Source organism: Polyangium jinanense, assembly GCF_028435265.1.
GTDB lineage: Bacteria > Myxococcota_A > Polyangia > Polyangiales > Polyangiaceae > Polyangium > Polyangium jinanense.
Genome location: NZ_JAGTJK010000003.1, coordinates 362,180 through 389,162 on the forward strand (window position 1 = coordinate 362,180; position 26,983 = coordinate 389,162).

Consider the following 26,983-nt stretch of genomic DNA (forward strand, 5'->3'; position numbering starts at 1 on the left):
TAACCCGCTCGCGGCGTGGTCGTGGTAGCCTCGGCCGCGCATGATGTCGGAATCGGACGAGGAGATCGCCGCGCGGCGCATCGGCACGTCGATCGGAAGCTGGATGATCGAGCGCGTGATCGGCATCGGCGGCATGGCGAGCGTCTTTCTCGGCCGCCGCGCCGATGGATGCGTCGCGGCCATCAAGGTCCTCCACCCTTATCTGCTCGACGTGCGCGAGCTCCGAAAGCGCTTCCTCCGCGAAGGGCCCATCGGCAGCGCGCTCGCGGCCGTCGGCCCGCTCTGCGAAGGACTGCCGCAGGTCTACGAGTCGGGCGTGGCCGAGGACGGCGCGGCGTTCCTCGCGATGGAGCTGCTCGACGGCGAGACCGTCTTCGATCGCATGGCGCGCAAGGGCGTGCTCTCCGTCGACGAGGTTTTACGGATCGCGCACAAGGTCCTCGACGTGCTCGTCGTCGCGCATGCATTCGGCATCGTGCATCGCGACCTCAAGCCCGAGAACCTGCACGTCGGTAGGGACGCGCGGATCAAGGTGCTCGATTTCGGCATCGCCCGCGTCGACACGCTGCCCGAGGGCACCGCGGAGCTGCCCGAGAAGACGGCGACGCGGACGGGCGTCGCCATCGGCAGCTACGAGTACATGGCGCCCGAGCAGGCCATGGGGAGAAACCAGGAGCTCGACGGCCGGACCGACATCTTCGCACTCGGCGCGACGATGTTCCGTCTGCTCGGCGGCCGCTACGTGCACGGTGAGCTCGAAGGTGCGGTCCTCCTCGTCGCGGCGGCCACGCGACCCGCGCCGCCGCTCGCGTCCCTCGCGCCGCACATCCCCGCGCCGGTGTGCCGCGTCGTCGACATTGCGCTCGCGTTTCACAAGGAGGCGCGTTATCCCGATGCGGCGACGATGCGCTTCGACGTTTACTCGCTCCGCGCCGGCAAGGCGCCGCCGTACGCGACGGCCGTCGCCGAGGGGCGTATTCGCGCCGGGGATCGCCCGCCCCGCTGACCTTGACTTTCTGCGTTTCGCACGGTCCCATCGGCGCCCGTGGAAACGTTCCAGATGTGCGGCTGGCCCGCGTGGGTGATTCTGCTCTTCGCGTTCGTGGGGTTTGGCCTCGCGGCTCTCGGCTTTTTGCTCTCGCTCATGAAGAAGCCGCTCGGTGGCGCGATCGTGGGCGGGGTCGGGATCCTCGTGTCGCTCGGCTCGGTCGGGATGGGGCCCGTCGGCGCGATGCTGGGCCGATCCAGGACGGACACGGCGCTTGCCGGGGATTACATCGACGCATCCCAGAGGGCGCGTATCCAAGAGATGGGGTATGCCGAAGCCGACGGTTGCAAGGACGTCGGCCTGGCCCTCGGGACCGCGCCGCTCCTCGCGTCCATCGGCGCGCTCGCCCTCGGAATCGTCCTCCACGGCCGCAAGAAGGGCTGATTCAGGCCGCCGCGTCGAGCCCGATTGCCACGACGAACCTTTTCGCGAGCGCCTCCGTCTCCGCCGCGCCAGGCAAACCCAGGACCCGCAGCGCCTCCTCGCGCCCGGCATCCCGCGCCCGCGGGGCCAAGAGTGCATGTGCAGCTTCCCGGCGCGCGGACTCCACGCGCGCCCGCGCCGCAGGGCCGAGCCGCCGCTGTGCCCAGGCGTCGATCGCATGGGCGAGCGCCGCGTGGCGCGCCTCGTCGTCGGCGATCTGCGCCATTGCGGTACGCACCTCCAGATCCTCCGCGAACGTCGCTTGCCACCGCGCCACGAGGGCGCCGAACGCCTCGCGCACGCAACCTTCGACTGCGTTGTGCGTCGCGAGCTCCTCCAGCGAAGCGCGTCGCGTCACGCCCGTCGTTTGTCCCGGCACACGCGCCCCGTACCGCCGCGCGAGCGCCCGCGTGCGCCGCGTGTGCCTCTGCTCCTCCTCGGCCGCCCGCGAAGCCGCCCGGAGGAGCCTTCGCGGCGCTCCGAGCGCAGCTAGATCCCGCCGTAGCTCCCGGAAGGCGATCACCGACCCGGCTTCGAGCGCGGCCGCGTGCACGAGCCATTCGCCCGCCGCTCCGAGACCCTTGGTGTCCCAACGTTTTTCCGGGCCGCCCTTCCCGAGCGGCCGCCGCCCCGCGCTGCAATCCGCCATCTGCGTGCACTCGATCGCGGGCATCGACCCGCCGTCTTCGAGCGGGAGCGACGTCGGCACGCACGAGATCCCGTTCGGGCATTTGCGCTGGCATTCGTCGGCGAGCCAGTCCCCGGCGTCCTCGACGCCGCCGTCACTGCTCGGTGGCAGGACCGGGATCTGCGCCACGTTGTCTGGACAGGGCCCGCACGAGATCCCCCGCGCCCCGAGCGCCGTCGTGGCGATGATCATGCCGAGGAGTTTTTCGAGTTGCCTCTTGTTCATGGCGTCGTCCTCAGGGTGAGGTGGGGATCAGAATCGAGCGCGTTTGCATCCCGCCGGGCGCGGGCGCCGCGCCGAGCCCGGGCGCGATCGTCCCGCTCGACGCCGACCGCGTGACCCACACGCGGAAATCGCAATCCATCGTTCCGGGCTCGATCGCGAGATCCGCGGGCTGGATCGCATACACGCCGGGATCCTCCACGAAGTACCGCGAAATCGGCCATGACAAACACGGGGCCGTCACGTCGAGCCACGTCTCGAACGTGCCGTCCGCCGCGTCCCAGTGGATCGAGATGGGCGACGCGCGTGAGGCCGTCGCGCTCGGGACCACGATCGAAAAAGGCGGCGGCGCCACGAGCTTGCTCACGAATCGCTCGCTGCCGCGCGAAAAGACGAGATCGAACTCCGTGGCGGTCGTCTCGAGCTGCGCCACGTACCCGAACCCGCCGGGGACGAGGGTTTGCGCCGGCCCGCCCGGCGCCTCGAGGCTCAAGCGATCGGGGTTTTCCAGGGTGACGCTCGTCCCGTCGCCGAGCAGCGTGACCAGGACCTGGGCCGTGCCGCCGTTCGTGCGCAGCTCGGCGAAGAGCGAAAGCTCCGCCGGCGTGAACGTGGTCGATCCGCGCGGCTCGGAAGGTTCGCTGCACGCCGGGGCGGAGGCGAGGAGCAAAACGGCGAGGAGCGGCGAGCGCATCCCCGAAGCTTACCCGAAAATCGCCTCCGCCGGGAGCGTCAGCGCCGCACGGCGCCGTGGGGTTTGCCCTCGCCGTACCCCGCGAGCGTCTGCACCCCGATCACCGCCTTTTCGTGGAGCTCCGGTAGGCTCCGCGCGCCGGCGTACGTGCAGGCCGATTGCACGCCCGTGATCATGTCGACGAGCAGCGCGCCCACGCTCTCCTTTCCTTCCTGGATGTAAATGCGTGACGTCGAAATGCCCTCCCTGAAGAAGCCTTTTTTCGCGCGCTCGAACGGATCGATGTCCGCCGTCCGGTCGTGCACGGCGCGGGCGCTCGCCATGCCGTAATTCTCCTTGTAAAGCGCGCCCTCGCGGTCTTCTTTCACGTCGCCGGGGCTCTCGTACGTGCCCGCGAGCGCGGTGCCCACCATCACGCGCGACGCGCCGGCCGCAAGGTACAGCGCCACGTCGCGCGGGTATTTCACGCCGCCGTCGGCCCACACTTGTTTTCCGTGCGCGTGCGCCTCGCGCGCGCATGCGAGCACCGAGCTGAACGTCGGCCGGCCCGCGCCCGTTTGCATACGCGTCGTGCACATCGCGCCCGGGCCCACGTTGACCTTCACGATGTCGGCGCCCGCCTCCAGCAAATCACGCGTGCCTTCGGCCGTGCACACGTTGCCGGCGACGAGCGGCACGGCGGTCCCGATGGCCTTCCGCACGGCGCGGATGGCCTCGATCATGCGCCGCTGATGGCCGTGCGCCGTGTCGAGCACGATCGCCGAGACCCCGATGTCGACGAGCCGCCGGGCAAACTCCGGCGCATTCGCCGAAATGCCCACTGCGGCCGCGACCATGAGCTCGCCGTTCGCAGACAAACTCGGCCGGAGCAGCTCCAGCCGCACGGCGTCGTCCCGCGTCAAGACGCCCACGAGCTTGCCCTCGGCGTCGAGCGCGGGCACGGCCTTCACGCGCGCCTCTTCCATGAGGAGGAATGCGTCGCGGTTCGGCGTGCCCGCGGGGATCGTCACGAGGCGCGAGGACATCAGCGCCGAGGCGGGCGTGTACTGGTCTCGATCGCGCAAATCCGCGTGTGTGACGATGCCGAGCGGGCGGCGCTCGTCGTCCACGACGACGACCATGTCGTGGGATCGTTTGCGAATGATGCCTTGCACGTCGCGCAGGCTCTCGCGTGGTGAGACCGCGAGGGGCGTGTCGTAGCGCGGATCGGCGCTCTTGATGTGCCGGACGATCCGCTCGGTCGTATCGAGGGCCATGTCCTGGGGGAGCACGCCGAGCCCGCCGAAGCGGGCCATCGTCTCGGCCATGCGTTTGCCCGTGACGGCATTCATGTTTGCGGAGACGATCGGGTGCGACCCGCCCGGAAAATCGACCGGCCGGAGATCGACGTCGAGGCGCGACACGCCCTCGAAATACCCTGGCGTCAGGAAGACGTCTTCGAGCGCGAGCTCGAGGTTTTCGTCTCGCTCGGGATGGAGGAATCGCATGCGGCAACTGTAGCCGAATGCGGGGAAAGCGACGAGTGGATGCTATTGCGGCGCGGCGGGCGCGGCAGGCGCGGGCTCGGCAGGCGCCGCGGGCGCGGGCTCCTTGGCAGGCTCGGGCGCAGGCGTGGGCGCGGCCGGCGGCTCGCTCGGCAGGGGTTTCGTGGCCTCGGGCTCGTCCTTTGGCTTCTCTGGAGCGGGCAGGAGGTCGCCCGTGAGGTTCAGGGCGAGGATGATGTAGGGGACGGCCTGCGAGACGTCCTGGCCCGTGCGATAAGGCGATTTCAGCCACCAGTTCGCGACGAGCAGGATCGTCGGCTCGAGCGCGGCGCCGTCCGGCTTCTTGAACGTCCACGCTGCGATGGGGCCGATGCGATGGATCGCGCCGGGCGCGCGGGTCTTGTCGTCGCCGGGAGCAAAATGTTCGTCGTTGTAAAACGCCCGTCCCGTCGTCCAGCGCAGGCCCACGGTCAGGCGGTTGTCGAGGCCCTGGTAGAGGAGATCGGTGTCGTTCGAGTACCAGAGGCCGCCGTCGCCCACGAGCAGATCGTAGAAAATATCGTAAAAGACGCGGTCGCCCTGGCGCAGCTTCATGTCGGGGCGGCCGAAGCGGAAGAGGTTACGCGCCGCGACGGGGCCGAACTTGAACTGGAGGTTCGCGCCGGCGATGAGCTGCGTCCCGGTCGTCGAATAGTTCTTCTCGGGATTGCCTTTTTCGAGATCTCCGCGCCGCGCGAGCTCCGTGTCGCTGTAGTTCACCTTCGTCGCGTCCGCCGTGGGATACGATTGCAGGAAGTTGAACGCGCCGAAGTATCCGATCCCCTCGTAAAGCGCCCAGAGCTGGAGGAAGCTCGCCGGCTGGATCTGGATGGTGGGGCCGCCGCGGGCGAAGGCGCCGCTCAGGGAGGGCGCGAGTCCAATGCCGATGAAATTGTCCCGTAACGCCGTGCTCTCGCTCTTGTAAAGGCGGTATCGGTAGACGAAGCGGGCGTCCGTAATGAGGCCGAGCGGATTCCACCGGAACAGCGTCAAATCGGTATAGACGATCCGGTGCTGTGGGGGCGGCCCGTCGCGGTACGCCTGGGCCTCGGCGTCCGGGGCGGCCGATAGGGTGAAAAGCGCCGCGAGGGCGGCGAGCGAAGGGGCGAGGAAGCGGCGCATGAGGAGCTCCGTGGAGAGGCGGTTACCTCTTGAAATGGGCATCCTATGGCTTTCTATCATTGGAGGTCAAGCGTTCTGGACGTCCTGACACAGGCAACGCGCACCTGCCGTTGACGGAGCATGGCGCCGCACAACGATCTCGTTTGGAACGGGAGAAGGCGGACTGGCCCGGGGCTATGCCGCATCGCGTAAAGTGTCTCGGGCGGTCACGACCTCGTTTTCGTTCCGACGGAGATGCGCTCCATGCGGACCTCGACACGCTCCGGTTTCTGGCTCCTCTGCCTACCCCTCGTCGCTTGCGGGGGCGCCGCGAACAGCGAGGTTTTCGGCGTCGACCCGCCGGCCGAGGACGACGAGGCACAGCCGCCGCAAATTCTCGCGAATCGGTTCCTCCTCGCCCTTCCTGGTCCAGAGGTGACCGAGGAGATCACGCTGGAGCTCGACAAGTCAAAGGCGCTCGAAATGTTCGGCGAGGAGGCCGCGCGGCGCATTCGTATTCTCGACGTCGACTCCACGGCGTTGCTCGGCCACGTCCTCGACAGCATCCGCGATGCCTGCGGCACGGGCTGGAGGATCGATCGGAAAAACCCCGGATACGATTGCGCGCAAACGGCGCTCGGCCGGACGTTCGGGCCCATGTGGCGGACCTCGGCCGAATTCGGCCTCGTGCGGCTCCTCGGCATGACGCCTGCGAATACGGAGCTCTCGGGGACGAGCCTCGAGACGTTCGCGGCGCTCGTCGAGCAAAACCCGGGCACGTTCCGTTTCGATTTTCCCCAGGTGCTCGCCGAGAGCCTCGGCATCGGCCGCACGGATCCCGTCGTGCCCACGGATGCGCTCGTTCGTGCGCTCCAGGAGAACCTGCTCGGCACGCATCCGGGGATCGACAATTCCGCCGGAACACTCCCGGTGACCCTCTATGACGCCCTGAAAGACCTTTCGACGTTGCCCGAGAAATTCGGCCCCGTGCCGGGGGCGCATCCCGGCGTGCTCGTGCCGGACGACGCGTTTTTCGCCACGCGGAGCGACGTGCTCGGCCCCGATTTCCGGATGCGTGTGGTCGCCGAATCGCACCTGCGCCGCGTGCGCGGCGTCGACCTCTCGTCCGGCGGCGGCGACATGTTCGTGATGGAAGGCAGCACGCCGCTCTCGTTCGATTTCGAGGATCCCGAGCGGCTCGTGATCCAGGGCGTCGCGGACGTGCCCACGGTCGACATGCGGTTCGCGACCGTCGAGGCGGACCCTTTTATCCCGTCTTGCGAGGCCGATCCCCGCTGCCGCCCGTTTTTCCTGGAGTCGATCGTGACGAGCGGCGCGCGGCGCGCGTATGGCCGGCGTTCGTACGATCGTTGCTACGTCGAGCTGAACGGCGAATGCCTGGTCGGCGTGGAGATCGGGCAGGGCGGCGCGCCGCCGGGGTGGATCACGTTCGCGAATGCGATCCGGGGCGTGACCGTGCCGGAGCCACGATTCTTGTGGGATCTGCTCGCGGAGGTTGCGCAGATTTCGCTCCACGATCCGACGGGCGACGGCACGCCGGACATCCCCGAGGGCGCCGCGCGGCCGGTGTTCGCGCTCCAAAACGTGCCGATCGGGCCGAGCGGCGCCGAGCTCGTGCGAGCCATGCGTCCGACCTTGCAATCACAAGCGGACCTGATGGCGAACGTCATCGTCGGCAGGTTCTGGGAGAACAACCACGACCTCGATTTTTATGTGCGTCGCGGCGCGGAAGGCGGGCTGCCGCTCCTGTATTTCGTGGCGCCGTCCGATCGAAAGCCCGATCCGGCAGGATTCGATCGTCCGAAGCCGTATGCCTACGAGCGCCCCGGGTTCTTCACGAGCCCGGATCTCGCCGAGGGGAGCCGCATTTCCAGGCGGCAAATTCCGGGCGTCCTCGATACGGAGCACGAGAAGGTGCCACTTTCGCCGGGCGAGCTCGTGCTTTATGCGCAGGACGACACGCGCGACGTCTACGAGATCCGGATCCTGGTGCCCGAGGAGGAGGGACGCGACATGGTGGTCGATTTCGAGAAGGTCGCCTCGCGGAGGTCGCGATGACCACGAAACGATGCGCTGCCCTGCTCGCCCTCCTCGGCGCCTCGGCCGCGGGCTGCGTCGAGCCCGTCACGCTCGCGCCGCCCCCGCCCGAAGGCGAGCTCGCCGTGGGCGAGAGCCGCGAGGTCACCTTGCGGTTCTTGCGGCTCGACGTGGAGGATTTCGCGCAGACGCTCGGCCCGGAGGAGCTGCGTCGGTTGCCGCGAAAAACGCTCGAAGAAACCTGGCTCTTCGACATGGAGCTCCGGCCGCTCGTGGAGAATGCGCTCGATCGATTCACGCGGCTTCCCCTGGAGGAGGCGAAGGCGCTGCCGCAGCCCGCGTGGAACATGTTCGCGCTGCTCAACATGACGCCGGCGAGCGCGCGGCTCGATGGCACATCGCTCGCCGGGCTCACGGCCGTAGGCGAGGCGGTCGGGATCTCGCCGTCGCGGATCCTCGCGGATCTCGCGGGCGTGGGGCCGAACGAGCCGCTCGCTGCGCCCTCGGCCGTCACCGACGTCGTGCTCGATCAGGTTGTCGCGACGCACCCGCGCGCGCGCGTCCGCAGTGGCCCGGTGACCGCCGATCACCCCGAGGGGTTTTACGATGTGGAGAAGGGCAAGATCGCCCTGACCCTTTACGACGTGGCCACGGATTTTGCTTCCCTCTCGGAGCGGTTTGGCCGGGCGCCGCTCGATCCGGCGCGTCCGGAGGGCCCTGCGCACCCGGGGTTTCTCCGGTCCGCCTCCGGCCTCTCGACCGCCGAGGGTGGCTTCCGGATGACGGTGCGACTCGACGTGAATGCGCTGCCGTACCGGGGCATTGACGCCTCGCACGCCCGCGTCGCCAGTGTGAACTCGATCGGCGGGCAGATGGGCCACGCCTTCGATTTCTCGGATCCCCATTGGCTCGACGTTCAGGGGCTCGCGGAGGACCTCTCGATCCGGGAGATGACGATGACGATCGCGGAGGACCCGACCTACCTCGCGCCCGGGACGAGCCGCGATCCGCGGCCGCTCGGCAATTCGCCGGTCTGGAATGCAGCGCCGTGGGCCGAGGAGCGGGTCCTCGCCGAGACGGGGCGGCGCCTCGCGGCGCGGATTTCGCCCCATTGCACCACGTATTCGCCCGCGGGCGAGGTCTCCGATCCCTTCGAGGCCGTACGGGTGTGCATCGACGCGGAAGGCTGGGTGAAGATCGACGTGGATCCGAGCGTGATCCTCACAGTGCCGCCGCCGCAGCCATCCTATTACTGGGACATGCTGCTCGAAGTCGCGCAAGCGCGCATGCACGACGGCGGGCTCGTGGAGGGCGAGGCGAATGTGGTGATGCCCGTGCACGACGTGCCCGTCGGCGTGCGGACGGAGGAGGTCGTCGCGCGGATCCGGGAGAACATCGAGACGAACCCCGCGGCGCTCCGGGACATGGCCGAGGCGCTGACGCAAAACACCCGCGGCGACGCCGATTTCTTTTACGTGCAGCCCGAGGGCACCGCCGAGGATTGGCTCTATTTCGTGGCGCCCGAGGACATCCGCAAGGACGCGGAGGGCAAACCCGTCCGACCGTATGCTTACACGACCCCGGGTTTCTTCGCGGATCCCGCGCTCACGCGGAAGGTCTCCTCGCGTGTCGAGCTCGACGGGGACACCACGCACGAAAAGGTGCGTATCGAGCCGGGTGATCGGCTCTACGTGAAGGACGCCGAGGGGCGCGTCTTCGAGATTGTCGCGGAGGAGAAGCCGAGCCTGCACAGGCTCGCGCTCGTCGTGACGCGCGCGTCGTGAATCGATCGAAGGGGGAGAGCATCATGTCACGTCGTCCGCTGCGTATCGCGTCCCTGCCCCTCGTCCTCGGCTCGCTCGTCGCATCTCAAAGCGCGAGCGCCTCCGGGCTCGACGCGCCGCTCGTGGGGAGCGGGCAATCCGGGCCGACGATCTCCGATGGCGCAGCCATCCACTGGAACCCCGCGGCGCTCGCCGATATCGAGCGCCCCGAGCTTTTCGGCGGCGCGGGCCTCGTCGCAGGGAGGGTCGGGTATCGTCGCGAGCGGCGTGGGGTTTACCAGACGCCCGATAGTTTGCGATTGCGCGGCCCCATGGCGACCGGCGAGACGGACCCCGGCAAGCGAGGTTTTTCCGAGGAGGTGGCGGCGACGCCCCTCGCGCCGACAGGGGATCTTTTCTTCGCGTTGCCCATGGCTCAGCGCCGGCTCGTCCTCGGGCTCGGCGCGTACGTGCCTTATGCGGCAGCCCTCGACTTTCCGGCGAACGGTCCGCAGGCGTGGCAGCTCCAGCAGGCCTTCATCGTGGCGTCCTACGTGACCGCGAGCGCGGCCCTGCGCGTCCTGCCAAACCTCTCGTTCGGCGCGGGCGTCTCGTACGTGGGCGGGCTCGCGAGCCTCCGCAAGAAGCAAGATCTGGCGGAGCTGCCTGAAATCCAGCACGCGTTCTCGAATCCACCGATTGGCCAGCCAAACGAGTTCGGGCCGAACGCGCCTAGCCACGTGCGTGAGCTCGACGTGCTGTCTCGGCCCTTTTCGCTCACGAACGCCCTGAGCCACGGGGTCTCCTTCAATGTTGGCGTTCTGTATCAGCCCTCCGCGGACGTGCGCCTCGCGCTCGCCTACCAGCACGGCGCGCAGATGCGTTATCGCGGCCGCTTCGCGCTCGACAAGAACGATCCGTTTTTCACGCAGGACCTCGCCGCGCAGGGGCTCCGATATCCGCCCCTCGTGGAAGGAGACGCCGAGCTTGCGTTCCGGCTCCCGAAGCGGATCACGGCCGGCGCGTCGTATCAGGCGACGAGCGCCTTCCGCGTCGACGGGTTCGTCCAGTACGTCACCTATTCGGACGTGGACGCGTTCGTCGTGACGTCCCGATCGCCTTCGCTCGCGCAGCCGAAACTCGGGATCGGCCCCTCGGTGCGGGCGATCCTGCCGCGGAAATGGAACGACACGGTGTGGGTGGAGGCCAATGGGCGGTTCGCGATCTCGCGGCTTTTCACGATGTCGGCGACGGTCGGGTATCAATCGCCGGCCTCACCCGACGAGACGATCGACGTGGGCTCGCCGGACGGGCACCGTTTCATCGGCGGCCTCGGGGCCGTGGTCCGGGCGACGCAATGGCTCGACCTGCACGCCGACGCGCGCGCGCAGGGGATCCTGCCGCGGACGGTGACGACCTCGCGGAGCGACGTCGCCAATGGCAGGTACACGATGGCGATCGGATACCTCGGCGGGCATGCGAAAGCGCGGTTCTAGCGCCGCCGGCGTGCGCGTCGACATTCCGAAGGGCACCCGCGTGCTCTCTGCGCAATCGTTCCCGCACCCGCGGGACCGGACCTAGCACCTCGATAGGAGGGCCGCCGCTGTGCGCACGTGCTCGTCGAAGGCCGCCTCGATGAGCCGCCCGAGGCCCTCGTGCTGGCCTTCCCGGGCCGCCCGCTCGACGTCGGCGGAGCGGCGCGAGAGGCGCGTGGCGCCCATCATGCCGGCGCTGCCTTTGAGGTTGTGCGCGAGGCGCTCGAGCGTGCGGAAGTCCCCTTCCGAAAGCGCGGCGGCCATGTCCTCCACGGTGCGCCGCGAATCCCGGACGAAATCGGCGACCAGCGTCGCGAGCGGGTTTTCCTCGTCGAACGACGCGACGAGCCGGATCCGTTCGAAGGCCTCCTCGTCGAGGACAGGCTCGTCCGGGTCCCGTGGGGCCGGGATCTGCGAGGGCGCGAGCGTCTTCGGCCGTTCGAGGGCCGAGCGCGTGAGCGCGGCGACGAGCTCCTCGATACGAATGGGCTTGGAGACGAAATCGTCCATGCCCGCCGCGAGGCATTCCTTCTGGTCCTCGTGCATCGCGTTCGCCGTCATCGCGACGATGCGGGGCCTGCCCCGGAAGGGGCCCGGAGCGCGGAGGCGGCGGGTGGCTTCGAGGCCGTCCATTTCGGGCATCTGGACGTCCATGAAGACGACGTCGTATTCCTTGCGCGTGACGGCCTCGATGACCTCCAGGCCGTTCGCCGCGATGTCCACGCGATAGCCGAGCCGCTGGAGCAGGAGGCTCGCGACTTTCTGGTTGACCACGTTGTCCTCGGCGAGGAGGATCCGCAGCGGGTGGCGCTCGCCGAGCGAAGGATCCATCGCCGAGGCCCGCGGGGCGCGCGAGGGGCGCGCGACCGATTGCGAGAGCGCGCGCATGATCGCGTCGAAGAGGCTCGATTGTTTGATGGGCTTCGAGAGGCAGGTGGCGCCGAGCCGCGCCGCCTCCCGATGCGTGGCGAGGTCGCTCGACGTGAGCAAGAGGAAGGGCAGCTCCGCGAGCCGAGGATCCTGGCGAATGGCGGCGCCGAGCTCGAAGCCATTCATGCCCGGCATGGCGACGTCGAGCAGCGCCAGGGCGACCGGCAAGGGCTCGTCCGGCGGCAGGACCTCGGCGCGGCGCCGGAGCAGGTCGAGGGCCTCGTCGCCGGACGCGGCGAGCATCGGCGTGAGGCCAAAGGCGCGCGTCTGGTCGGCGAGGATGCGCCGGTTCGTGGCGCTGTCGTCGACGATGAGGACGTGTTTGCCCGAGAGATCCTGGCCCGCGATGGCGAGGGCCTCCGAGAGATCCCGCCCGACGTCGTGCGCGGGGGTGGTCTCGATCGTGAAATGGAACGTCGTGCCGACGCCCTCCTCGCTCTCGACCCGGATCTTCCCGTGCATGAGCTCGACGAGGCGCTTGCAGATCGCGAGGCCGAGGCCGGTGCCGCCATACCTGCGGGAGATCGAGGCGTCGACCTGGGAAAACGATTGAAACAGCCGCCCGAGGCGGTCTTTCGGGATGCCGATGCCGGTGTCGCGCACGGAAACCTGAAGGGCGAGTTTTCCGGGCGACGAGGGCTCGTTCGCGGGGACGATCTCCACGAGGACCTCACCCGCGGCGGTGAATTTGACCGCGTTGCCGAGGAGGTTCACCAGGATCTGCCGGAGGCGGGTCACGTCGCCGAAGATGCCGGGCGGCATGTGTGGGTCGATGAAGGCGCCGAGTTCGAGGCCCTTCTTGCGCGCCGCGACGGCCACGAGGTCGAGGGCCTCCTCCACGCAGGGGCGGAGCGCGAAGGGCTGCTCTTCGAGGTCCATCAGGCCCGCCTCGATCTTCGAGAAATCGAGGATGTCGTTGATGATGGTGAGCAGCGCCTCGCCGCTCTGACGGATGGTCTCGACGACGTCGCGCTGGTCCTCGCCGAGCGGGGTATCGAGCAAAAGCCCCGTCATGCCGAGGACGGCGTTCATGGGCGTCCGGATCTCGTGGCTCATCGTGGCGAGGAACCGCGATTTCGCCGCATTGGCGAGGTCCGCCTCCCGGCGCGCTCCTTCGAGCGCGGCGTTTTTCGCTTCGAGTTCCTCGCTCGCGAGGTGCTGCGCGGTGACGTCGATGAAGAGCCAGAGCCTGCCGCGGTGCTCGCGCTCGCCCGTGGCCGTGCTGGAGATGCTGAGGACGCGGCGCGGCGGCCCTGCGAAGACCCACCGCGCGTCGCGGAGCTCACCGTCCCGCTGGTTCATCACGGCAAGCGCGCTCCGCCGGAGGCCGGCGCGGTCCTCGGCGCGGCTCCAGAGGCCGGCCATCGCGCGGGCCACGCGGGCCGGCTCGTGCGCGCCCTCGGGCAGGCCGAGGAGCGCGGCCGCGGCCTCGTTCACCCACGCCTCGGACCCGCGGTCGTCCACGAAGACGAGGCCATGCGGGAGGGTCTGGAAGACGGCGTCGAAGCGGGCCGAGGCCGCCGCGGCAAGCTCGGTCTTCTGCACGTGCCGCACGAGCAGGTGGAGGAGGGGCAGGACGGAGACGAGGGCGCGCTGCTCCTCCTCCGAGAAGGGCGCGATCTCGCGGCGGACGAGGGCGAGGCCGCCCGCGTCCTCGGCAGACGACCAGGGCAGGATGGCGAGGCTGCCGCGGAGGCTCCGCGGCAAGCCCATCTCGCAGGTGACGACCGTGTTGAAGACGGGGCGGGCGGATTCGAGCGCGCCGGCGAAGATGGCGGCGTGCGTCATGCCATCCGGCAGGACGCCGGCCGGGGCGCTCGCGAGCGCGACGGCCGTGACGGGATCGATCCGGCGGAGCGCGAAGACCGCGTCGGCGTGGAAGCGCTCGTGGAGGACGGCGAGCACGCGGGGAAGCGCGGCGTCGGGCTCCCCGGCGCCGAGCGCGGCGAGCAGGGCTTCGGGCGTGCTCGTGGCCATCACGCGGAGGCGGCGAACGAGAGGATCGCGCTCGTCACCTGCTCCGGGGCGCTCCAGTGCGGCGTGTGGCCGGTCGCGTCGAGGACATGGAGCTCGGCGCGGGGAATGTGGCTCGCGAGGAACGTGCCGACCGACATGGGGACGGCGACGTCCGCCTGCGACTGGAGCACGAGCGTCGGGACCTCGAGGTTCGGGAGATCCGCGCGGTGGTCGGACTCGAAGATGATGTGGGCGACGGTGAGGGCGATGTCCGGCCGCATCGCGAGCAGGGTGTGGGCGAAGTCGCGGGCGAGGTCCGGTTTGTCGGGGTTACCCGTCACGATCGGGGCGAACCCACTGGCCCAGGCGTGGTAGTTCGTCTGCATCGCCTCGTAGAGCCCGTCGAGGTCGGCCCGCTTGAAGCCTCCCTCGTAGCCCTCGTCGTCGAGGTAGCGGGGCGAGGCGCCGAGCAGGACGAGCTTGCGGAAGCGGCGCGGCTCTTCGATCGCGGCGAGCAGGCCGATCATGCCGCTCATCGAGTGGCCGACGAAGACCACGTCTTCGAGGGCGAGCTCCTCCAGCAGGTTGAGCACGTCGATCGCGTAGCTGCGCAGGCTCTGGTAGCGGCGCGGGCTGTAGGCGGAGAGGTCCGAGCGCCCCGCGCCCACGTTGTCGAAGACGAGGACGCGGTGCCGTTCGGCGAGGGCGGGCATCTGGTGCCGCCATGCCGTCTGGTCGGTCCCGAACCCGTGGGCGAGGACGATCGTCGTGTCGCCAGCGCCGAGGATGCGCGCGTTGTTTTGCTGGGAAGGAGCGAGAGGCATGGGGGGCTCGTCGAGGTTACGAGCCCTGCGCGAGGAAAGGAAGGGAATGGCCGCGTGGAAAGGGGGCGAGGATCGTGCCCTCGCTTTCCCCGGAGGCGTCAAAATACGAGCGCGATCGCCAGGGCTTCCTCGACGTTGTGGATCGGCTGCTTGTTCACGAAGACCGGCGCGTAGGTGGCGCTGACCTTGGCGACGAACAGCGGCGCGATCCACCATTCGAGCTTGGCCGTGGCCTCGGGCGCGAGGGGAAAGCCGAGCGCTTCCTCGGTGCCGGCGTCGGGGGTCGTCTGGAAGTCCGCGTCGACGAGCTTTTGGCTCGCGGAGAAGCGGCCGATGCGCACGGCGGCGCCGAACACGAGGGCGATGGGCCAATCGAGCTCGCGCAGACGGAAGTTGATGCCGGGCGCGACCGAGAGCTGCGCGAAGTCGGGCACGCCGGCGTTCGGGTCGATGGCCGTCTGGAAGCGGGCGACGACCGGGATCGAAAAATGCGGTCCGAGGTGCAGCTCGAGCGCGGCGCGGGGGTAGATGCCCGGGACGAGCCCGCCTTGCCCGACGACCTGGTAGACGCCGGCGCCGGCCTCGATGTGGAAGCCGATGCCGGCCAGGCCGTACTTCGGCTTGAGCCGCCGCGGATCTTCATCGTCGTCGGCGCGGGCCGCGCTCGAAAAGAGCAGCAGGGCGGCGCAAGAGAGCGAGAGGAGGCCGGCTTTTCCCAGGCAAACGCCGCGTCGCATGGAGATTTAGTATCGAGGAGGGCTTCTCGGCGTCAAGGAGCGTTCGCCGAGACGATCACATTTTGGGGCGATGCGTCAGGGGCCTTCGAGGGTGAAGGTATCCCAGACGGCCCCTTTGTCGTCAATCACCTGGCCGGAGAGCGTCGTGCCCGTTGCGTCGAGGACGACGGCGTGGCGGACGGTGCCCGACGCGGCGCGCATCGCGCAGATGGGGCGATCGACGTTCTCGTCCACGTTCGCGAGCGAGGCGCCGCCGCCGCCCGTCGTGATCCACGTGATGTCGGGGAAAGCGAATCGCTCGTAGCCGTGCATGTGGGCCTGGATCACGAGCTTCACCCCGTGCTGCACGAAGAGCGGTTCGAGCTCGGCGCGTGTCGCGGGATCGTCGGATTTGTCCCCGCACGTGACGATCGGCTTGTGGAGAAAGACCACCGAGAATCGATACCCGGGCTTCGACGCCGCGTCGGCGAGGGATTGGGAGAGCCATTGTCCCTGTTCGGAGGCGAGGCCGAGGGGTTGTTCCGTGTCGAGGGAGAAGAACCACACGCCGCCCGATTCGAAGCGGTAATGGTCGCCCGCGCCGTCGAACCCGGCGTTGCCGAAGAAGCGTCGATAATAGGCCTCGTATTCCTCGGGGACCTCGAGCTCGTGATTGCCGAGGGCCGGGAAAAACGCGCCCTGCGCGAGCATGGGGCGCATGGCGGGGAACCAGGACGCGTAGGTCTCGAGGCCGGATTCGTAATATTGAATGTCGCCGCCGTGCAGCGTGAAATCGGGGTTCATCGGCAGGACCTTGTCGAGCACCTTCAAGGTGAGACGATTGAGGCCCGGGTTCGTGTCGCCGATGGCGAGGAAGCGGAGATCCGCGCCGTCGGGTTTGGCGGCGCAGACGCGGCCTTTCGCCGCGGGATCGGCGGCGAGGTGGTATTCGACGCAGGCGCCGGGCGTGAGGTTCGAAAGGACGGCCTCGTGGGTCCAGTAGGTGCCGGCCTCGTCGGGCGGCGCGCTCGGATCGAGGACCGCTTTGCGTGTCGTGGGGACCTCGTACGTCGTGACGGTCGAGGTCGCTTCGCGCGCCTCGCCGCCCTCGGGCGTGAAGACGACCCCGCCCGCGACGCCTTCCCGGCACGCCTCCCAGCGGACGACGGCGGAGGTGCGATCGACGCGGAGCGACCACGGTCCCTTGCTCACGCCGGTGCCCGGACAGCGATCGTCCGTGGGCGGGGGCGGAGCAGGAGGCTCGGCGGGGGAGGGATCGCTGCAACCTGCGGCGAGCGAGGCGGCGATTCCGAGGACGGCGAGGAGGCGAGGGGAAGGGGCGGGCGTCGGCATGCGCCCGCAGTGTACTCCCGCTCAGGGCGTCGAGGTGAACTTGCCGGTGCGAACTTGTTGGAGGACGAACGAGCTTTCGCTGTCGAAGGCGGAGTCCGGGGTGCCGCGGCGCGAGCGGGTCATCTCGATGTTGACGTCGCACGTGGGAGGCGGCTGGTCCATCGTGCCCGTGACCTTCAGCGAATTGGCCGGGATCGTGTGCTTGCCGGTGTCGCCGGGGACGTCGATGGTTTCGAGGAAGATGCAGGGGCCGTTGAGCTCGATGCGCACGTCGTCGTTTGAGCCGGACGGGGTCCAGGTGACCTCGAGAGCGGCGGCGCGCGAGGCGGACGTCTGGGCAAGGGTGAGCGTGAAGGGCGCGGGCAAGGTGCCGCGGCTCGAGGGCGCGTTGTCGCCGTCCGCGCGCTGGAGGTCGACGGCGAACTCGGTGCCTTCGGCGGCGGTGTCGAACTCGGCCTCGTAGACGCCGGTATCCTGGGTCTGCATCTCGACGCGCTTGTCACCCCCCGAGGCGAAGATGCGGTCGCCGCCCGAGAGGTCGACGTAGGTGTTGCTCTCGTCGCCGCCCACCTTGAGCGTGGCGATGAGGCGGGTCTCGGTATCGCTTTCGGCGGTGGCGGAGAGGATGGCCGCGATGCCGCCGGTCTTGACGTTCTGCGAGTCGACCGTCTCCTTGCAGCCCGAAAGGACGCCGAGGCCGACGAGGGCGAATGCGGTGAGGCAACGTGTATTCATGGAAAGCCACTCTTTCTTCAAGGGCGCCCGCGGGGCGGGGCGCTGCTCCGGTAAGAATACACGAATCACCGATCCCAGCGGGGGGCGACGAGCCTGCGGTTTCCCTCTGCGCTGCGCGGCGCGTCCGGATCGTCGAGATCCTGACGATCCCAGAGCTGGCAGGTGACCTGGCGGTGGCGCTGATCGAGCGCCTCGCAGTAATTCGAGTAGATGCAGCGTCGCACCTCGGCGCCGCGGCCTTCGCGGTGCTTCTGGAACCAGTCGGGATCGGCGAGGGATTGGCGCGCCGCGGCAATGAGATCGGCCTCGCCGCGGGCGAGGATCGATTCGGCCTGGACGAACGTGCCAATGCCGCCGGCGGCGACGGTGGGCGTTTCGAGGCCCTCGGCGCGGAGGGCGGCGCGAATGCGGGCCTGCTTTTCGACGTGGCGCGCGAAGGGGCCACGCGCGTCGGAGAGGGCGGTGGGCATGCACTCGTAGCCGCTCGGCCCGGTGTAGGGATAGGCGGCCTCGCCGACCTTGGGTTGCTTCGAATCCTCGAATTTGCCGCCCGTGGACAGGGAAATAAAATCCATGCCGGCGCGGGCGAAGAGGAGGGCGTAATGGATCGCGTCGTCGATGCGGCTGCCGCCTTCGATGATCTCGTCGCAGAGGAAGCGGCATCCGACGGTATACGAGCGGCCGACGGCCTCGCGCACGGCGGCATGGACCTCGAGCGGTAGGCGGGCGCGTGCGTCGCGCGAGCCGCCATAACCGTCCTTTCGATCGTTCCGGGCGGAGAGGAACGAGGCCATCGTGTAGGCGTGCGCGTAATGCAGCTCGACGCCGTCGAACCCGGCGTCCTTCGCGCGTTTTGCGGCCTCGGCGAAGAGCGAAGGCAGGGTGCGGGGAAGGTCGCGAATGTGGGGCTCGTGGACGTCGGTGACACGCTCGCGCGCCCCGAAGCGGAGCGCTTCGAGCTCGCGGGGATCGAGGATCCGATCGAGCATGTCGTCGCTTGTGGTCCGCAAAAACTCGCGGATGCTCGCGTCGGGGGCTTCGGCCCACCAGGCGTCGCCGGTCTCGCGCTCCAGGTTCTTCCGGTGCGCCGGGGTGAGGGCGAGGTGCGTCTCCAGGAATTTTTCGTGCGGCGGGCGCCTGCGGATGCGCAGGAAATCGATGATCTGGAGGAAGAGGCGGGTGCGGCCGCCGCTCGTTTCGCGGACGCGGCGCGTGAGCTCGGTGAGCCCGGGGACGAACCGATCGTGCCCGATGCGCAGGAGCGGCCCGCTCGGGACGTCCCGGATCCCGGTTGCCTCGACAACGAGCACGCCCGGCTGTCCCTCGGCGAAGCGGCCGTACCAGTCGAGCACGTCCTTCGTGACGAACCCCTCCTCCGTCGCGCGCCACGGGACCATGGCGGGCACCCAGGTGCGATCGGCGAGCGTGAGGCCGGAGGCGAGGGTGAGCGGCGAGAAGAGGCGCGAGCGAGCGGCCTCGTCGGCCATGGGAGGCCGGTCCTCGGGGAGGGGATGGCGGATGCGCTCCTTTGGCTTCCACATGGCGGGATGGGGGAGGAAAGACTCCGAACCACGTGCGGGCCGAAGCGCAAGGAAAAACCGGTAGGCGTCGCAAATTTGCCGCGCAACGCGCAGGGTTTTACCGTGGAGTTTCGCAGCGCCAAACCATGGAGTCCTTCGACCAGTCCCTGAAGTATTTGCTGCAGCACAGGCCCGAGGCCTTCCTGCAGTTCGGGCTCGGCGACCCGACGATCCAGGTGCTCGGCCCGTTACCGAGTGATCTGCCCGCGCGCGGGCGCGACATCGACGGCAGTTACCTGATCGTCCGCGATGGCACGCGCACCGTGGCGCACCTCGAGTTCCACCGCCGGCACCAGGGGAGCACCGAGCTCTCCATCGACATCGCCGAGGCGCAGATCCGCCTCTACCGCCGCGAGCGTCTCCCCGTGCTCTCGCAGGTCTGGGACCTCTATGGCGCCGCGGACGAACCCGTCGTGACCGAGTGCGGGCTTCGGTACGGCGCGTCCCTGGAGACGAGCGCATCGCAGGCGATTTACCAGCGGATCAACTTGCGCGCGCTCGGCTGGGAGGAGCTTCTCTCGCAGGCGCCGTTTCCGCTCTGGCCGCTGGTCACGTTGACGCGGAATGGCGCCGACCAGGAGGTGGTGCGCGAGGCGTGTGGTAGAATCGAGACGAAGACGGAGCTGAGTCCAGGCGAGCGCGCGGATTATCTGGCGGTGCTGTGGTTCGTGGCCGAGGCGGAAGACGTGCCGACCCGGCTGCTGAAGATGTACATCTCGGAGGAACGACTCATGGCAAGCGAGCTGTACCAGAGCATCTTCTCGAAAGGTGAGGCGAAGGGGGAGGCCACGGGCGAGATACGGATCCAAGCGGAGACGGTCATCCGGATCCTGAGCCGCCGTCTGGGCGTGCTCGAGCCGGCGGTTCGCGAGTGGATCCGACTGGCTTCCGATCGAGAGAGGCTGGGGACCTGGTACGACATGGCGCTCGTCGCCGACGACGCCGAGGCCGCGAATCGATTGGTCGAGACGATCCGGAAGGCGCAGCACCCCTGACGACGGCCGCTCCTCAGCCGAGGAGCGCCTTCGCGATGACGAGCTTCTGGATCTCCGTCGTCCCCTCGTAGATGCGCAGCGGCCGGATTTCCCGATAGAGCCGCTCCACCTCGCTCCCTTCGAGCACGCCGATCCCGCCGTGGAGCTGCACCGCCTTGTCGATGATGCGCTGCGCCGCCTCGGTCGCGTACATCTTGCCCATCGCGGCCAGGCTCGTGACGCGCTCGCCCGTGGTGTCGCGTCGATGCGCGGCGCGCGCCACGAGCAGACGCGCCGCGTCGAGCTCCGTCGCCATCTCCGCGAGGTACGCCTGCACGATCTGCCGATCCGCGAGCGGCGCGCCGAACTGGCGCCTGCGTTTCACGTGATCGAGCGTCGCCGTGAGCGCCCGCGCGGCCATCCCGTTCGCCGCCGCGCCCACCGAGATGCGGAACGCGTCGAGCGTCTCCATCGCGATGCGGAAGCCCGCGCCCACGTGCCCGAGCACGTGCTCGTTCGGCACCCGGCAGGCTTCGAGGCGCAGGCGGCCGATCGGATGCGGCACGCTCATCGGCAGCGGCTCGAGCGTCAGGCCCGGCGTGCCCTTGGGCACGTAGAACGCCGTGATCCCCTTCCGGCCGAGCGAGGGATCGGCGTTCGCGAAGACCACGTGATGGGAGGCGATGGGCACGTTCGAGATGAGCGTCTTTTCCCCGTCGAGCACCCAGCTCTCGCCGTCCTTGCGCGCGACCGTACGCAAGGAGGCGACGTCGCTGCCCGCTTCGGGCTCGGTGAGCGCGAACGCCCCGAGGCGACGGCCTCGGACGACGTCGGGCACGACCTCGGCGATGAGGTCCTGCGAGCCGCCGAGGAGGATCGGGTAGGTGCCGAGGCCCTGCACCGCGAAGATCGAGTCGGCCTGCGCGGAGATCTGGCCGAGCGCCTCGCGCACGAGGACGAGCGCGCGCATGTCGATGTACGCGAGGTCGACCGGGCGGCCCGTCGTGGCGCCGCCGTAGGCCTCGGGCACGAGGTACGCGTAGAGGCCGAGGGGATCGCCGAGGAGGCGCGCGATCTCGCCGGGATCCTCGGTCGTCGCGAGCACGTCGAGGTGCTCGCCCTGGAGCCGGGTCGCGAGCTCGTGGTGGCGTTGCTCGAAGAAGGGCGCGAGATCCGGGACCGAGAGTGTGAAGCGCGAGCTCATGTTTCGCTCCCTGCGTCGGCCTTCGGCGCGGCCGGCGGCGGATCGCAGATTTCCGCGCCGAGGAAGCGCGCCGGGCGCTTCACCTTGTTCGCCTCGTAGGCTTCGCGGAAATCGGGGTGCGCCATGCAGAGCGCCTGCGCCTGCGCCTCGGCCTCGATCGCGGCGGCGAGGGTCAGGCCGTGCTCGCTCTCGAGCATCTGCTTCGTCATGCGATGCGCGAAGGTCGGGCCCTTCGCGAGGCGCTCGGCCCAGCCGCGGGCCGTCGCGAGGACGTCGGCGTCGGGCACGACGCGGTTCGCAAGTCCGATGCGGTGGGCCTCCTCGGCGCCGACCAGATCCCCGAAGAACAGGAGCTCCGCGGCCCTCCCGCGGCCGACGATGCGGGGCAGGAGGAACGAGGCGCCCATGTCCGCGCCCGAGAGCCCGACGCGCGGGAAGATGAAGCCGATACGCGCGCTCTCCGCGAAGATGCGCAGATCGCACGCCGCGGCGATGACCGCGCCCGCGCCCACGGCGACGCCGTTCACCGCCGCGATCACGGGGCGACGCAGCTCCGCGATGCTCTGGATGAGGGCGCCCGTCACGCGCGTGAACTCGACGAGGCCCGTGATGTCGCGCGCGAAGAGCTCGGCGATGATGCCTTCGACGTCGCCGCCCGAGCAGAAGCCGCGGCCCTTGCCGGTGATCACCACGGCGCGCGCGTCGTCGGCCTTCTCCAGCGAGCGGAAGGTCTGGGCGAGCTCGCCGTACACCTCGAACGTGAGCGCGTTCAGGCGCTCGGGCCGGTTCAGGGTGATCTGGGCGATGCCGCGGGATATTTCGAGGTCAAAGGTCTTCGGCGAGAGGGTCACGTCTCTTCCTCGGATTTGGCGCGGGCGCGGCGCCTGCCCGTGCCGCGCTCGGGGGTGCGGCGTGCCTCGCCGCGCGGGCCGCGGACGGCCGAGAGCTCGGGTCCACGGATGGTTTGTCGTACCTTGTCGAGCATCCGCACGAGGCTCGACATCTCGTTGCCGCTGAGCGCGGAAAAGAGCTTGGAGACGCGCGCGGCGTGGCGGCGCTCGGCGCGCTGGAAGGCGAGCTGGCCCTTCGGGGTGAGGTGCACGCGCCAGGCGCGCCGATCGTTCGGATCGGCCCGGCGCTCGACGAGCCCGTCGCGCGCGGCGCGATCGACGAGGCCCGTGATGTTGCCCGCCGTCACCAGCATCGAGCGCGAGAGCGACGCGAGGGTCTGCCCGTCCTCGCGCACCAGGTTCGAGAGCAGATCGAAGCGCGGCAAGGTCATCTCGTGCTCGAGGTCGTCGCGGATCGCGGCGAGCGCGGCCTTTTGCACGGCGAGGATGCGCACCCACGCGCGCACGGCGGGGTTCTGCTCGCCCTTGCCCGCGGGCTGCGCGCTCACGGGCCTGCGGGTCGGCGCGCCTCGCCTCACGCGGGATCCTGAGCTCCACGAAGCACGGCCACGGCCTCGATCTCGACCTTGGCGCGTGGCTCCACGAGGCCCGCGACCCCGAGCAGCGCCATCGCGGGGAAGTGCTTGCCGAGCCGCGTGCGCCATGCCTGTCCGATCGCCTTCAGCGACCCGCGGTAGGCGTCGAGATCCGTCACGTACACGGTCATCTTGGCGAGATCCGTGGGGCTCCCGCCGGCGGCGCGCACGACGGCGATCACGTTGTCGAGCGCCTGCGCGAACTGCTCGGCGAGGTCGTCGGTCTCGAACTCGCACCGCGCGTTCCAGCCGACCTGGCCGGCCACGAAGAGCGTGGGCCCCGAGACCAGGGCGCCGTTCGAGTATCCCTTCGGAGGCAAGAAGCCCTCCGGGTTCACGAAAGTGAGCTTGTCGTTCATGGCCATCTCCGTTCGCCCTATTTCATGACCTGGCCGCCGTCGATGGGGATGGCCTGGCCGTGCACGCTGCGGGCCTCGTGCGCGCAGAGCATCGCAACGACGTGGGCGATCTCCTCCGGCTCGGCGAAGCGCTGCTGCGGCGACATGTTCGCGAGGATCTTGTGCGCGGCCTCGGCGCTGCGGCCGGTCTTCTGCGCGATCCGCGAGGTCGCCTCCTCGCCCATGCGTGTCCGCGTCCATCCCGGGCACACGGCGTTGACCGTGACGGGCGACTTCGCGATCTCCACGGCGAGCGCGCGCGTCATTCCGACCATCGCGTGCTTCGAAGCGCAGTAGGCCACGCTGTAGCCATACCCCACGAGGCCCGCGTTCGAGGCGACGTTGATCACGCGGCCGAAGCCACGCTCGATCATGCCGGGGACGAACGCACGGCAGAGCGCGAAGGCGCTCGTCACGTTCACCTCGAGCAGATTGTCCCAGAGCTCGTCCGTCGTGCGGTCGAAGGGCACGGACTCCGCGAAGCCCGCGTTGTTCACGAGCACGTCGACGGGACCCACGGCGTGGACGGCCTCGATCGCGGCCTTCACGCTCGCGCGATCGTTCGCGTCCATGCGCACGGCGACGCCGCCGATCTCGTTCGCGACCTCGTCGATCTCGGGCTGGGTGCGGCCTGTGACGAGAACGCGCGCGCCCTCGCGGGCGAGCCGCTCGGCGATGGCCCGGCCGATCCCGCGACCACCGCCCGTGACCAGGGCATTTTTTCCGGCGAGGTACATGGCGCACGTATAAAAGATTCACATCTAAAGTACAATGCGGCCGAGCGGGCGTGGGCGGGGAAGGACCGGAAAGGACGAAACGCCGGGGCCTGGATCGCTCCGCGCGGAGCGGACATTCACGCGCCGTGCGAAATCGAGAACGACCTGGGCGCTGCGGGGCGCGGAAATTGCGAGGTCGGGCGACACGAAAAGCAGGCGTCCCCGGCCTATCGCGGGCGGCTACCGTCATGCATACTTTTCCGTCATGCGCGACCTTCGGAGCTTCTCTTTTGCTCTCGTATCGTCCTCGGTCCTCCTCGGCGTCGCCGGATGTGGTCCCCAGCCGGCCGCGCCGCCCGAGGCCGCCTCGATCTGGGTGGCCCCGTCGTCGCTCACCGCGCCCGCGGACATGAGCTTTTTTGATCATCCGTGGCCGAGTGATCTGCGCCTCGAGGACGGCGTCGTGCCCCTCGAAGGGTTTCCGAACCCGCGCATCGTGCCGATCCTCTCCGAGTACATCTCGCTCATGGATCGCAAGCTCGACGGCTTCTCGCCGGCGGCCACGGGCTACCTGCGTTTCGATGGCCCGCTCGATCCAGCCTCGCTCCCGAAAAACCCGGGTCTCACACTCGACGCGCGCGCGTCAGTGCAGCTCCTCGACATCGATCCCGCATCGCCCGAGCGCGGCACGCGCAGGCTCGTCTCGCTGAAGTTCCGCGCGGAAGAGGGCGTGTATTACCCGACGAACACGCTCGCCTTCATGCCGACGCTGGGATTTCCCCTGCGGCCGCACACGCGGTACGCGCTCGTCGTGACCGACGCGGTGCGCGGGGTCGAGGGAGGCACGATCGCGAAGAGCTACGAGCTCGCGCAGGTGCTCGGCGAGCAAACCCCCGAGAGCGACGTGGCTCGGGTCGCGAAGGAGGAGCTCGCGCCCGCGGTGGCGGAGATCGAGAAGGCCGGGATCGAGCGCGCGCGCATCGTGCACCTCGCGATCTTCCGGACGAACGATCCGACCGAGGAGCTCTTCGCGGCGCGGGATCACCTGCGCGCGAACGTGCCCGCGCCCGTCGCGAACCCGACCGCGTGGATCATCGGCGGCACGTGGGACGCGCGCACCGAATACCTCGGCGTCTACGGGCCCTCGCCGAACTACCAGGAGGGCGAACTTCCCTTCGAGAAGCCGAGCGACGGAGGCGCCTTCAAGTACGAGAACGGCGCGCCCGCGGTCGTCGACACCTTCGACCTGCGCTTCTCGCTCACCGTGCCGAACTCGCCCGCGTGCCCCATGCCGCCGAACGGCTTCCCGATCGTGCTTTATGCGCACGGCACGGGCGGCGATTTTCGCAGCTACGTGTACGACGGCACCGCGCGGAGCCTGGCCGAGCAATGCATCGCCTCGATGGGGGTCGATCAGATCTTCCACGGCCGCAGGCCGGGCGCGCCCAAGGACGGCGATCCCTCGCGGATCTCGCTGCTCTTCTTCAACGTGAACAACGTCCTCGCGGCCCGGACGAACAGCCGGCAGTCGGCGCTCGACGAGGTGCAGCGCGCGCGGCTCTTCACGGAGTCGAAGATGGAGGTGCCCGCGAAGATCTCCGTGACGGGCCAGCCGATCCGCTTCGACGGCACGCGCCTCACGTACTTCGGCCACTCGCAGGGCGGGCTGAACGGGCCGCTCTTCCTTGCCTCGGACGATCAGGCGCGCGGTGGCGTGCTCTCGGGCTCATCGGCGGTCATGGCCATCACGCTGCTGGAGAAGACGAGCCCGTCGCCGAGCATCGCGCAGCTCGTGAAGACGGTGTTCTTGAGCCTGAAGGGTGAGGAGGAGGCGGAGCTCGACCTTTTCCATCCGGCGCTCTCGCTCGCGCAGATGCTCGTGGACACGACGGATCCGTTGCATTACGCGCAGCGTGTGGTCCTCTCGCCACGTGACGGGATGGCGCCGAAGAGCATCTACATGACCGAAGGCGTGAACTCCGACGGCTCGGGCGACAGCTACTCGCCGACGCGCGGGATCGAGACGCACGCGATCGCGATGGGCCTGCCGCTCGTCCTGCCGTCGCAGTGGCCGATTCCGGAGCTCGCGTGGGGCGGGCCGGGCACGGTGGAGATCCCGGCGTCGGGTCTTTCGGGCAACCTCGCCGACGGGAAGGCGACGGGCGTGCTCGCGCAATGGCCGGTGCCGGAGGACTCGGACGGTCACTTCGTGGTCTTCCGCGTGGCCGAGGCCCGATCGCAAGCTTCGATGTTCCTCCGTAGCCTGAGCGATGATCCGAAGGGGCAGGTCTCGAAGCCGTGACCGACGACGAAACGAGCGAGCGCGCGGCGCGGATTTGCGCCGCAGAAGCAGTCACGAAGCGACGCCCGCCGGCGCGAGGGGCGTGGGATCTCACGGGCGATCCACCCGAGGATCTCGCGGCGCTCTGGGCGCATGCAGGCGGGCTCGAGCTCGGCGACGGCACGCGCCTGCTCGGCCCCGAGGAAGTCGGTCCTGCAACGAAATGGCTGACGGAGGAGAAGTCGCTCGGCTGGGACGGCGATCTCTTCGTGATCGGCGAGCGCGACGATCTCGTGATCGTGCGGGATCTCGATCGCGCGGGCCTACGCGCGGGCGGCGGCGTGCTGGAGGCGCCTTCGGACGGGCTCGAGGCGTTCCGGCGGGTCGCGTGGGACGTGCTCGGGTATCTGGAGGCGCGTCTCGGGTTCGAGCCCGCGCCGCAGCCGACGCCGGAGATCGCGGTGCAGAAGGCGGCCTCGGAGAGGGACGCCGCGACGCTCACGAAGCTGCTGGCCGAGTCGTTTTACCCGGGCAGCGAGGCCGTGGCCGCGCACGCGGCGCTCGTGCTCGGCGAGATCCTGGCGGCCGCGGGGGACGACGTCGCGGCGATGCGTGCGTTCGTGCGGAGCGTGTCGTTTCGCGTGCAAGGCGCGCGTCGCGGGGCCGAGGCCCTGGAGCGCGCCGCGGGCTTCCGCGCGGCCGCGCGCGTGGCGGAGTCGGTGGGCGCCAAGGCCCTCGCCGAAGCATGCCTCACGCGCGTCGACGTTTGAGAGTG

General features: G+C 69.3%; 23 protein-coding genes. 8 read left to right on the forward strand and 15 right to left on the reverse strand.

The genetic code is table 11. The annotated features are described in order from the left end of the window. The first annotated feature begins 40 nt into the window (after window positions 1–40). Window positions 41–1,006: a serine/threonine-protein kinase gene (locus KEG38_RS10095; protein ID WP_272418960.1), complete on the forward strand. Its 966-nt coding sequence runs from the start codon at window positions 41–43 to the stop codon at window positions 1,004–1,006. Window positions 1,007–1,045: 39 nt separating this feature from the next. Continuing rightward, a complete protein-coding gene (locus tag KEG38_RS10100) occupies window positions 1,046–1,432 on the forward strand; it encodes a hypothetical protein (RefSeq protein WP_272418961.1) in 387 nt (128 codons plus the stop codon). Between the two features lies 1 nt (window position 1,433). On the opposite strand, the gene KEG38_RS10105 is transcribed toward KEG38_RS10100, so the two are convergent. The 4 genes from KEG38_RS10105 to KEG38_RS10120 are packed head-to-tail and all read right to left on the reverse strand — an operon-like array spanning window position 1,434 to window position 5,762. Continuing rightward, window positions 1,434–2,384, reverse strand: coding sequence for a hypothetical protein (locus tag KEG38_RS10105; protein ID WP_272418963.1), 951 nt, complete (start codon window positions 2,382–2,384; stop codon window positions 1,434–1,436). A 10-nt stretch (window positions 2,385–2,394) separates the two neighbouring features. Beyond that, window positions 2,395–3,075, reverse strand: a complete 681-nt coding sequence (locus KEG38_RS10110; protein ID WP_272418964.1) for a hypothetical protein — start codon at window positions 3,073–3,075, stop codon at window positions 2,395–2,397. A gap of 38 nt (window positions 3,076–3,113) precedes the next feature. Then, window positions 3,114–4,562 carry a GuaB1 family IMP dehydrogenase-related protein gene (locus tag KEG38_RS10115; RefSeq protein ID WP_272418966.1) on the reverse strand — a complete coding sequence of 483 codons (1,449 nt, stop codon included), beginning with the start codon at window positions 4,560–4,562 and terminating at the stop codon, window positions 3,114–3,116. 42 nt (window positions 4,563–4,604) lie between these two features. Next, the gene (locus tag KEG38_RS10120; RefSeq protein WP_272418968.1) at window positions 4,605–5,762 is read right to left on the reverse strand and encodes a hypothetical protein; all 1,158 of its coding nucleotides are present in this window, start codon (window positions 5,760–5,762) and stop codon (window positions 4,605–4,607) included. A 201-nt stretch (window positions 5,763–5,963) separates the two neighbouring features. Here KEG38_RS10120 and KEG38_RS10125 point away from each other — a divergent pair, with 201 nt between their 5' ends. The 3 genes from KEG38_RS10125 to KEG38_RS10135 are packed head-to-tail and all read left to right on the forward strand — an operon-like array spanning window position 5,964 to window position 11,016. Beyond that, a complete protein-coding gene (locus KEG38_RS10125) occupies window positions 5,964–7,778 on the forward strand; it encodes a hypothetical protein (RefSeq protein ID WP_272418969.1) in 1,815 nt (604 codons plus the stop codon). Then, window positions 7,775–9,541 (forward strand): acetyltransferase, encoded by a 1,767-nt coding sequence (locus KEG38_RS10130; protein WP_272418971.1) that lies wholly within the window; start codon window positions 7,775–7,777, stop codon window positions 9,539–9,541. Before KEG38_RS10125 ends, KEG38_RS10130 begins: the two co-directional genes overlap by 4 nt. Window positions 9,542–9,564: 23 nt before the next feature. Next, window positions 9,565–11,016 (forward strand): OmpP1/FadL family transporter, encoded by a 1,452-nt coding sequence (locus KEG38_RS10135; RefSeq protein WP_272418973.1) that lies wholly within the window; start codon window positions 9,565–9,567, stop codon window positions 11,014–11,016. A gap of 81 nt (window positions 11,017–11,097) precedes the next feature. On the opposite strand, the gene KEG38_RS10140 is transcribed toward KEG38_RS10135, so the two are convergent. The 6 genes from KEG38_RS10140 to KEG38_RS10165 form a co-directional block, all read right to left on the reverse strand. After that, window positions 11,098–13,962, reverse strand: a complete 2,865-nt coding sequence (locus tag KEG38_RS10140; RefSeq protein WP_272418974.1) for a hybrid sensor histidine kinase/response regulator — start codon at window positions 13,960–13,962, stop codon at window positions 11,098–11,100. Next, a complete protein-coding gene (locus KEG38_RS10145) occupies window positions 13,962–14,765 on the reverse strand; it encodes an alpha/beta fold hydrolase (protein WP_272418976.1) in 804 nt (267 codons plus the stop codon). Before KEG38_RS10145 ends, KEG38_RS10140 begins: the two co-directional genes overlap by 1 nt. Before the next feature lie 98 nt (window positions 14,766–14,863). Further along, on the reverse strand, window positions 14,864–15,502 hold the full coding sequence (locus KEG38_RS10150; protein WP_272418977.1) for a hypothetical protein: 639 nt from the start codon (window positions 15,500–15,502) through the stop codon (window positions 14,864–14,866). A 75-nt stretch (window positions 15,503–15,577) separates the two neighbouring features. Next, window positions 15,578–16,834, reverse strand: a complete 1,257-nt coding sequence (locus KEG38_RS10155; RefSeq protein WP_272418979.1) for a metallophosphoesterase family protein — start codon at window positions 16,832–16,834, stop codon at window positions 15,578–15,580. 21 nt (window positions 16,835–16,855) lie between these two features. Further along, the gene (locus KEG38_RS10160) at window positions 16,856–17,569 is read right to left on the reverse strand and encodes a hypothetical protein (RefSeq protein ID WP_272418980.1); all 714 of its coding nucleotides are present in this window, start codon (window positions 17,567–17,569) and stop codon (window positions 16,856–16,858) included. Between the two features lie 65 nt (window positions 17,570–17,634). Continuing rightward, the gene (locus KEG38_RS10165) at window positions 17,635–19,056 is read right to left on the reverse strand and encodes an oxidoreductase (protein ID WP_272418981.1); all 1,422 of its coding nucleotides are present in this window, start codon (window positions 19,054–19,056) and stop codon (window positions 17,635–17,637) included. 179 nt (window positions 19,057–19,235) lie between these two features. Here KEG38_RS10165 and KEG38_RS10170 point away from each other — a divergent pair, with 179 nt between their 5' ends. Beyond that, a complete protein-coding gene (locus KEG38_RS10170) occupies window positions 19,236–20,144 on the forward strand; it encodes an RpnC/YadD family protein (RefSeq protein ID WP_272418982.1) in 909 nt (302 codons plus the stop codon). Between the two features lie 13 nt (window positions 20,145–20,157). On the opposite strand, the gene KEG38_RS10175 is transcribed toward KEG38_RS10170, so the two are convergent. Genes KEG38_RS10175 through KEG38_RS10195 form a run of 5 tightly spaced genes read right to left on the reverse strand, consistent with a single transcriptional unit; the run spans window position 20,158 to window position 23,948 of the window. Beyond that, a complete protein-coding gene (locus KEG38_RS10175; protein ID WP_272418983.1) occupies window positions 20,158–21,327 on the reverse strand; it encodes an acyl-CoA dehydrogenase family protein in 1,170 nt (389 codons plus the stop codon). After that, window positions 21,324–22,178, reverse strand: coding sequence for an enoyl-CoA hydratase family protein (locus tag KEG38_RS10180; RefSeq protein ID WP_272418984.1), 855 nt, complete (start codon window positions 22,176–22,178; stop codon window positions 21,324–21,326). Before KEG38_RS10180 ends, KEG38_RS10175 begins: the two co-directional genes overlap by 4 nt. Beyond that, a complete protein-coding gene (locus tag KEG38_RS55455; RefSeq protein ID WP_272418986.1) occupies window positions 22,175–22,756 on the reverse strand; it encodes a MarR family winged helix-turn-helix transcriptional regulator in 582 nt (193 codons plus the stop codon). The genes KEG38_RS10180 and KEG38_RS55455 overlap by 4 nt, the downstream gene beginning before the upstream one ends. After that, window positions 22,753–23,172, reverse strand: coding sequence for a RidA family protein (locus tag KEG38_RS10190; protein WP_272418988.1), 420 nt, complete (start codon window positions 23,170–23,172; stop codon window positions 22,753–22,755). The genes KEG38_RS55455 and KEG38_RS10190 overlap by 4 nt, the downstream gene beginning before the upstream one ends. Window positions 23,173–23,189: 17 nt before the next feature. Beyond that, complete coding sequence (locus KEG38_RS10195) at window positions 23,190–23,948, reverse strand: SDR family NAD(P)-dependent oxidoreductase (RefSeq protein ID WP_272418989.1); 759 nt, start codon at window positions 23,946–23,948, stop codon at window positions 23,190–23,192. Window positions 23,949–24,192: 244 nt separating this feature from the next. Between KEG38_RS10195 and KEG38_RS10200 the strand changes: the two genes are divergently transcribed. Together KEG38_RS10200 and KEG38_RS10205 are read left to right on the forward strand one after the other, a co-directional pair. Next, a complete protein-coding gene (locus tag KEG38_RS10200) occupies window positions 24,193–26,229 on the forward strand; it encodes a hypothetical protein (protein WP_272418991.1) in 2,037 nt (678 codons plus the stop codon). Beyond that, window positions 26,226–26,978 carry a hypothetical protein gene (locus tag KEG38_RS10205; RefSeq protein ID WP_272418993.1) on the forward strand — a complete coding sequence of 251 codons (753 nt, stop codon included), beginning with the start codon at window positions 26,226–26,228 and terminating at the stop codon, window positions 26,976–26,978. Before KEG38_RS10200 ends, KEG38_RS10205 begins: the two co-directional genes overlap by 4 nt. The last annotated feature ends 5 nt before the right edge of the window (window positions 26,979–26,983 follow it).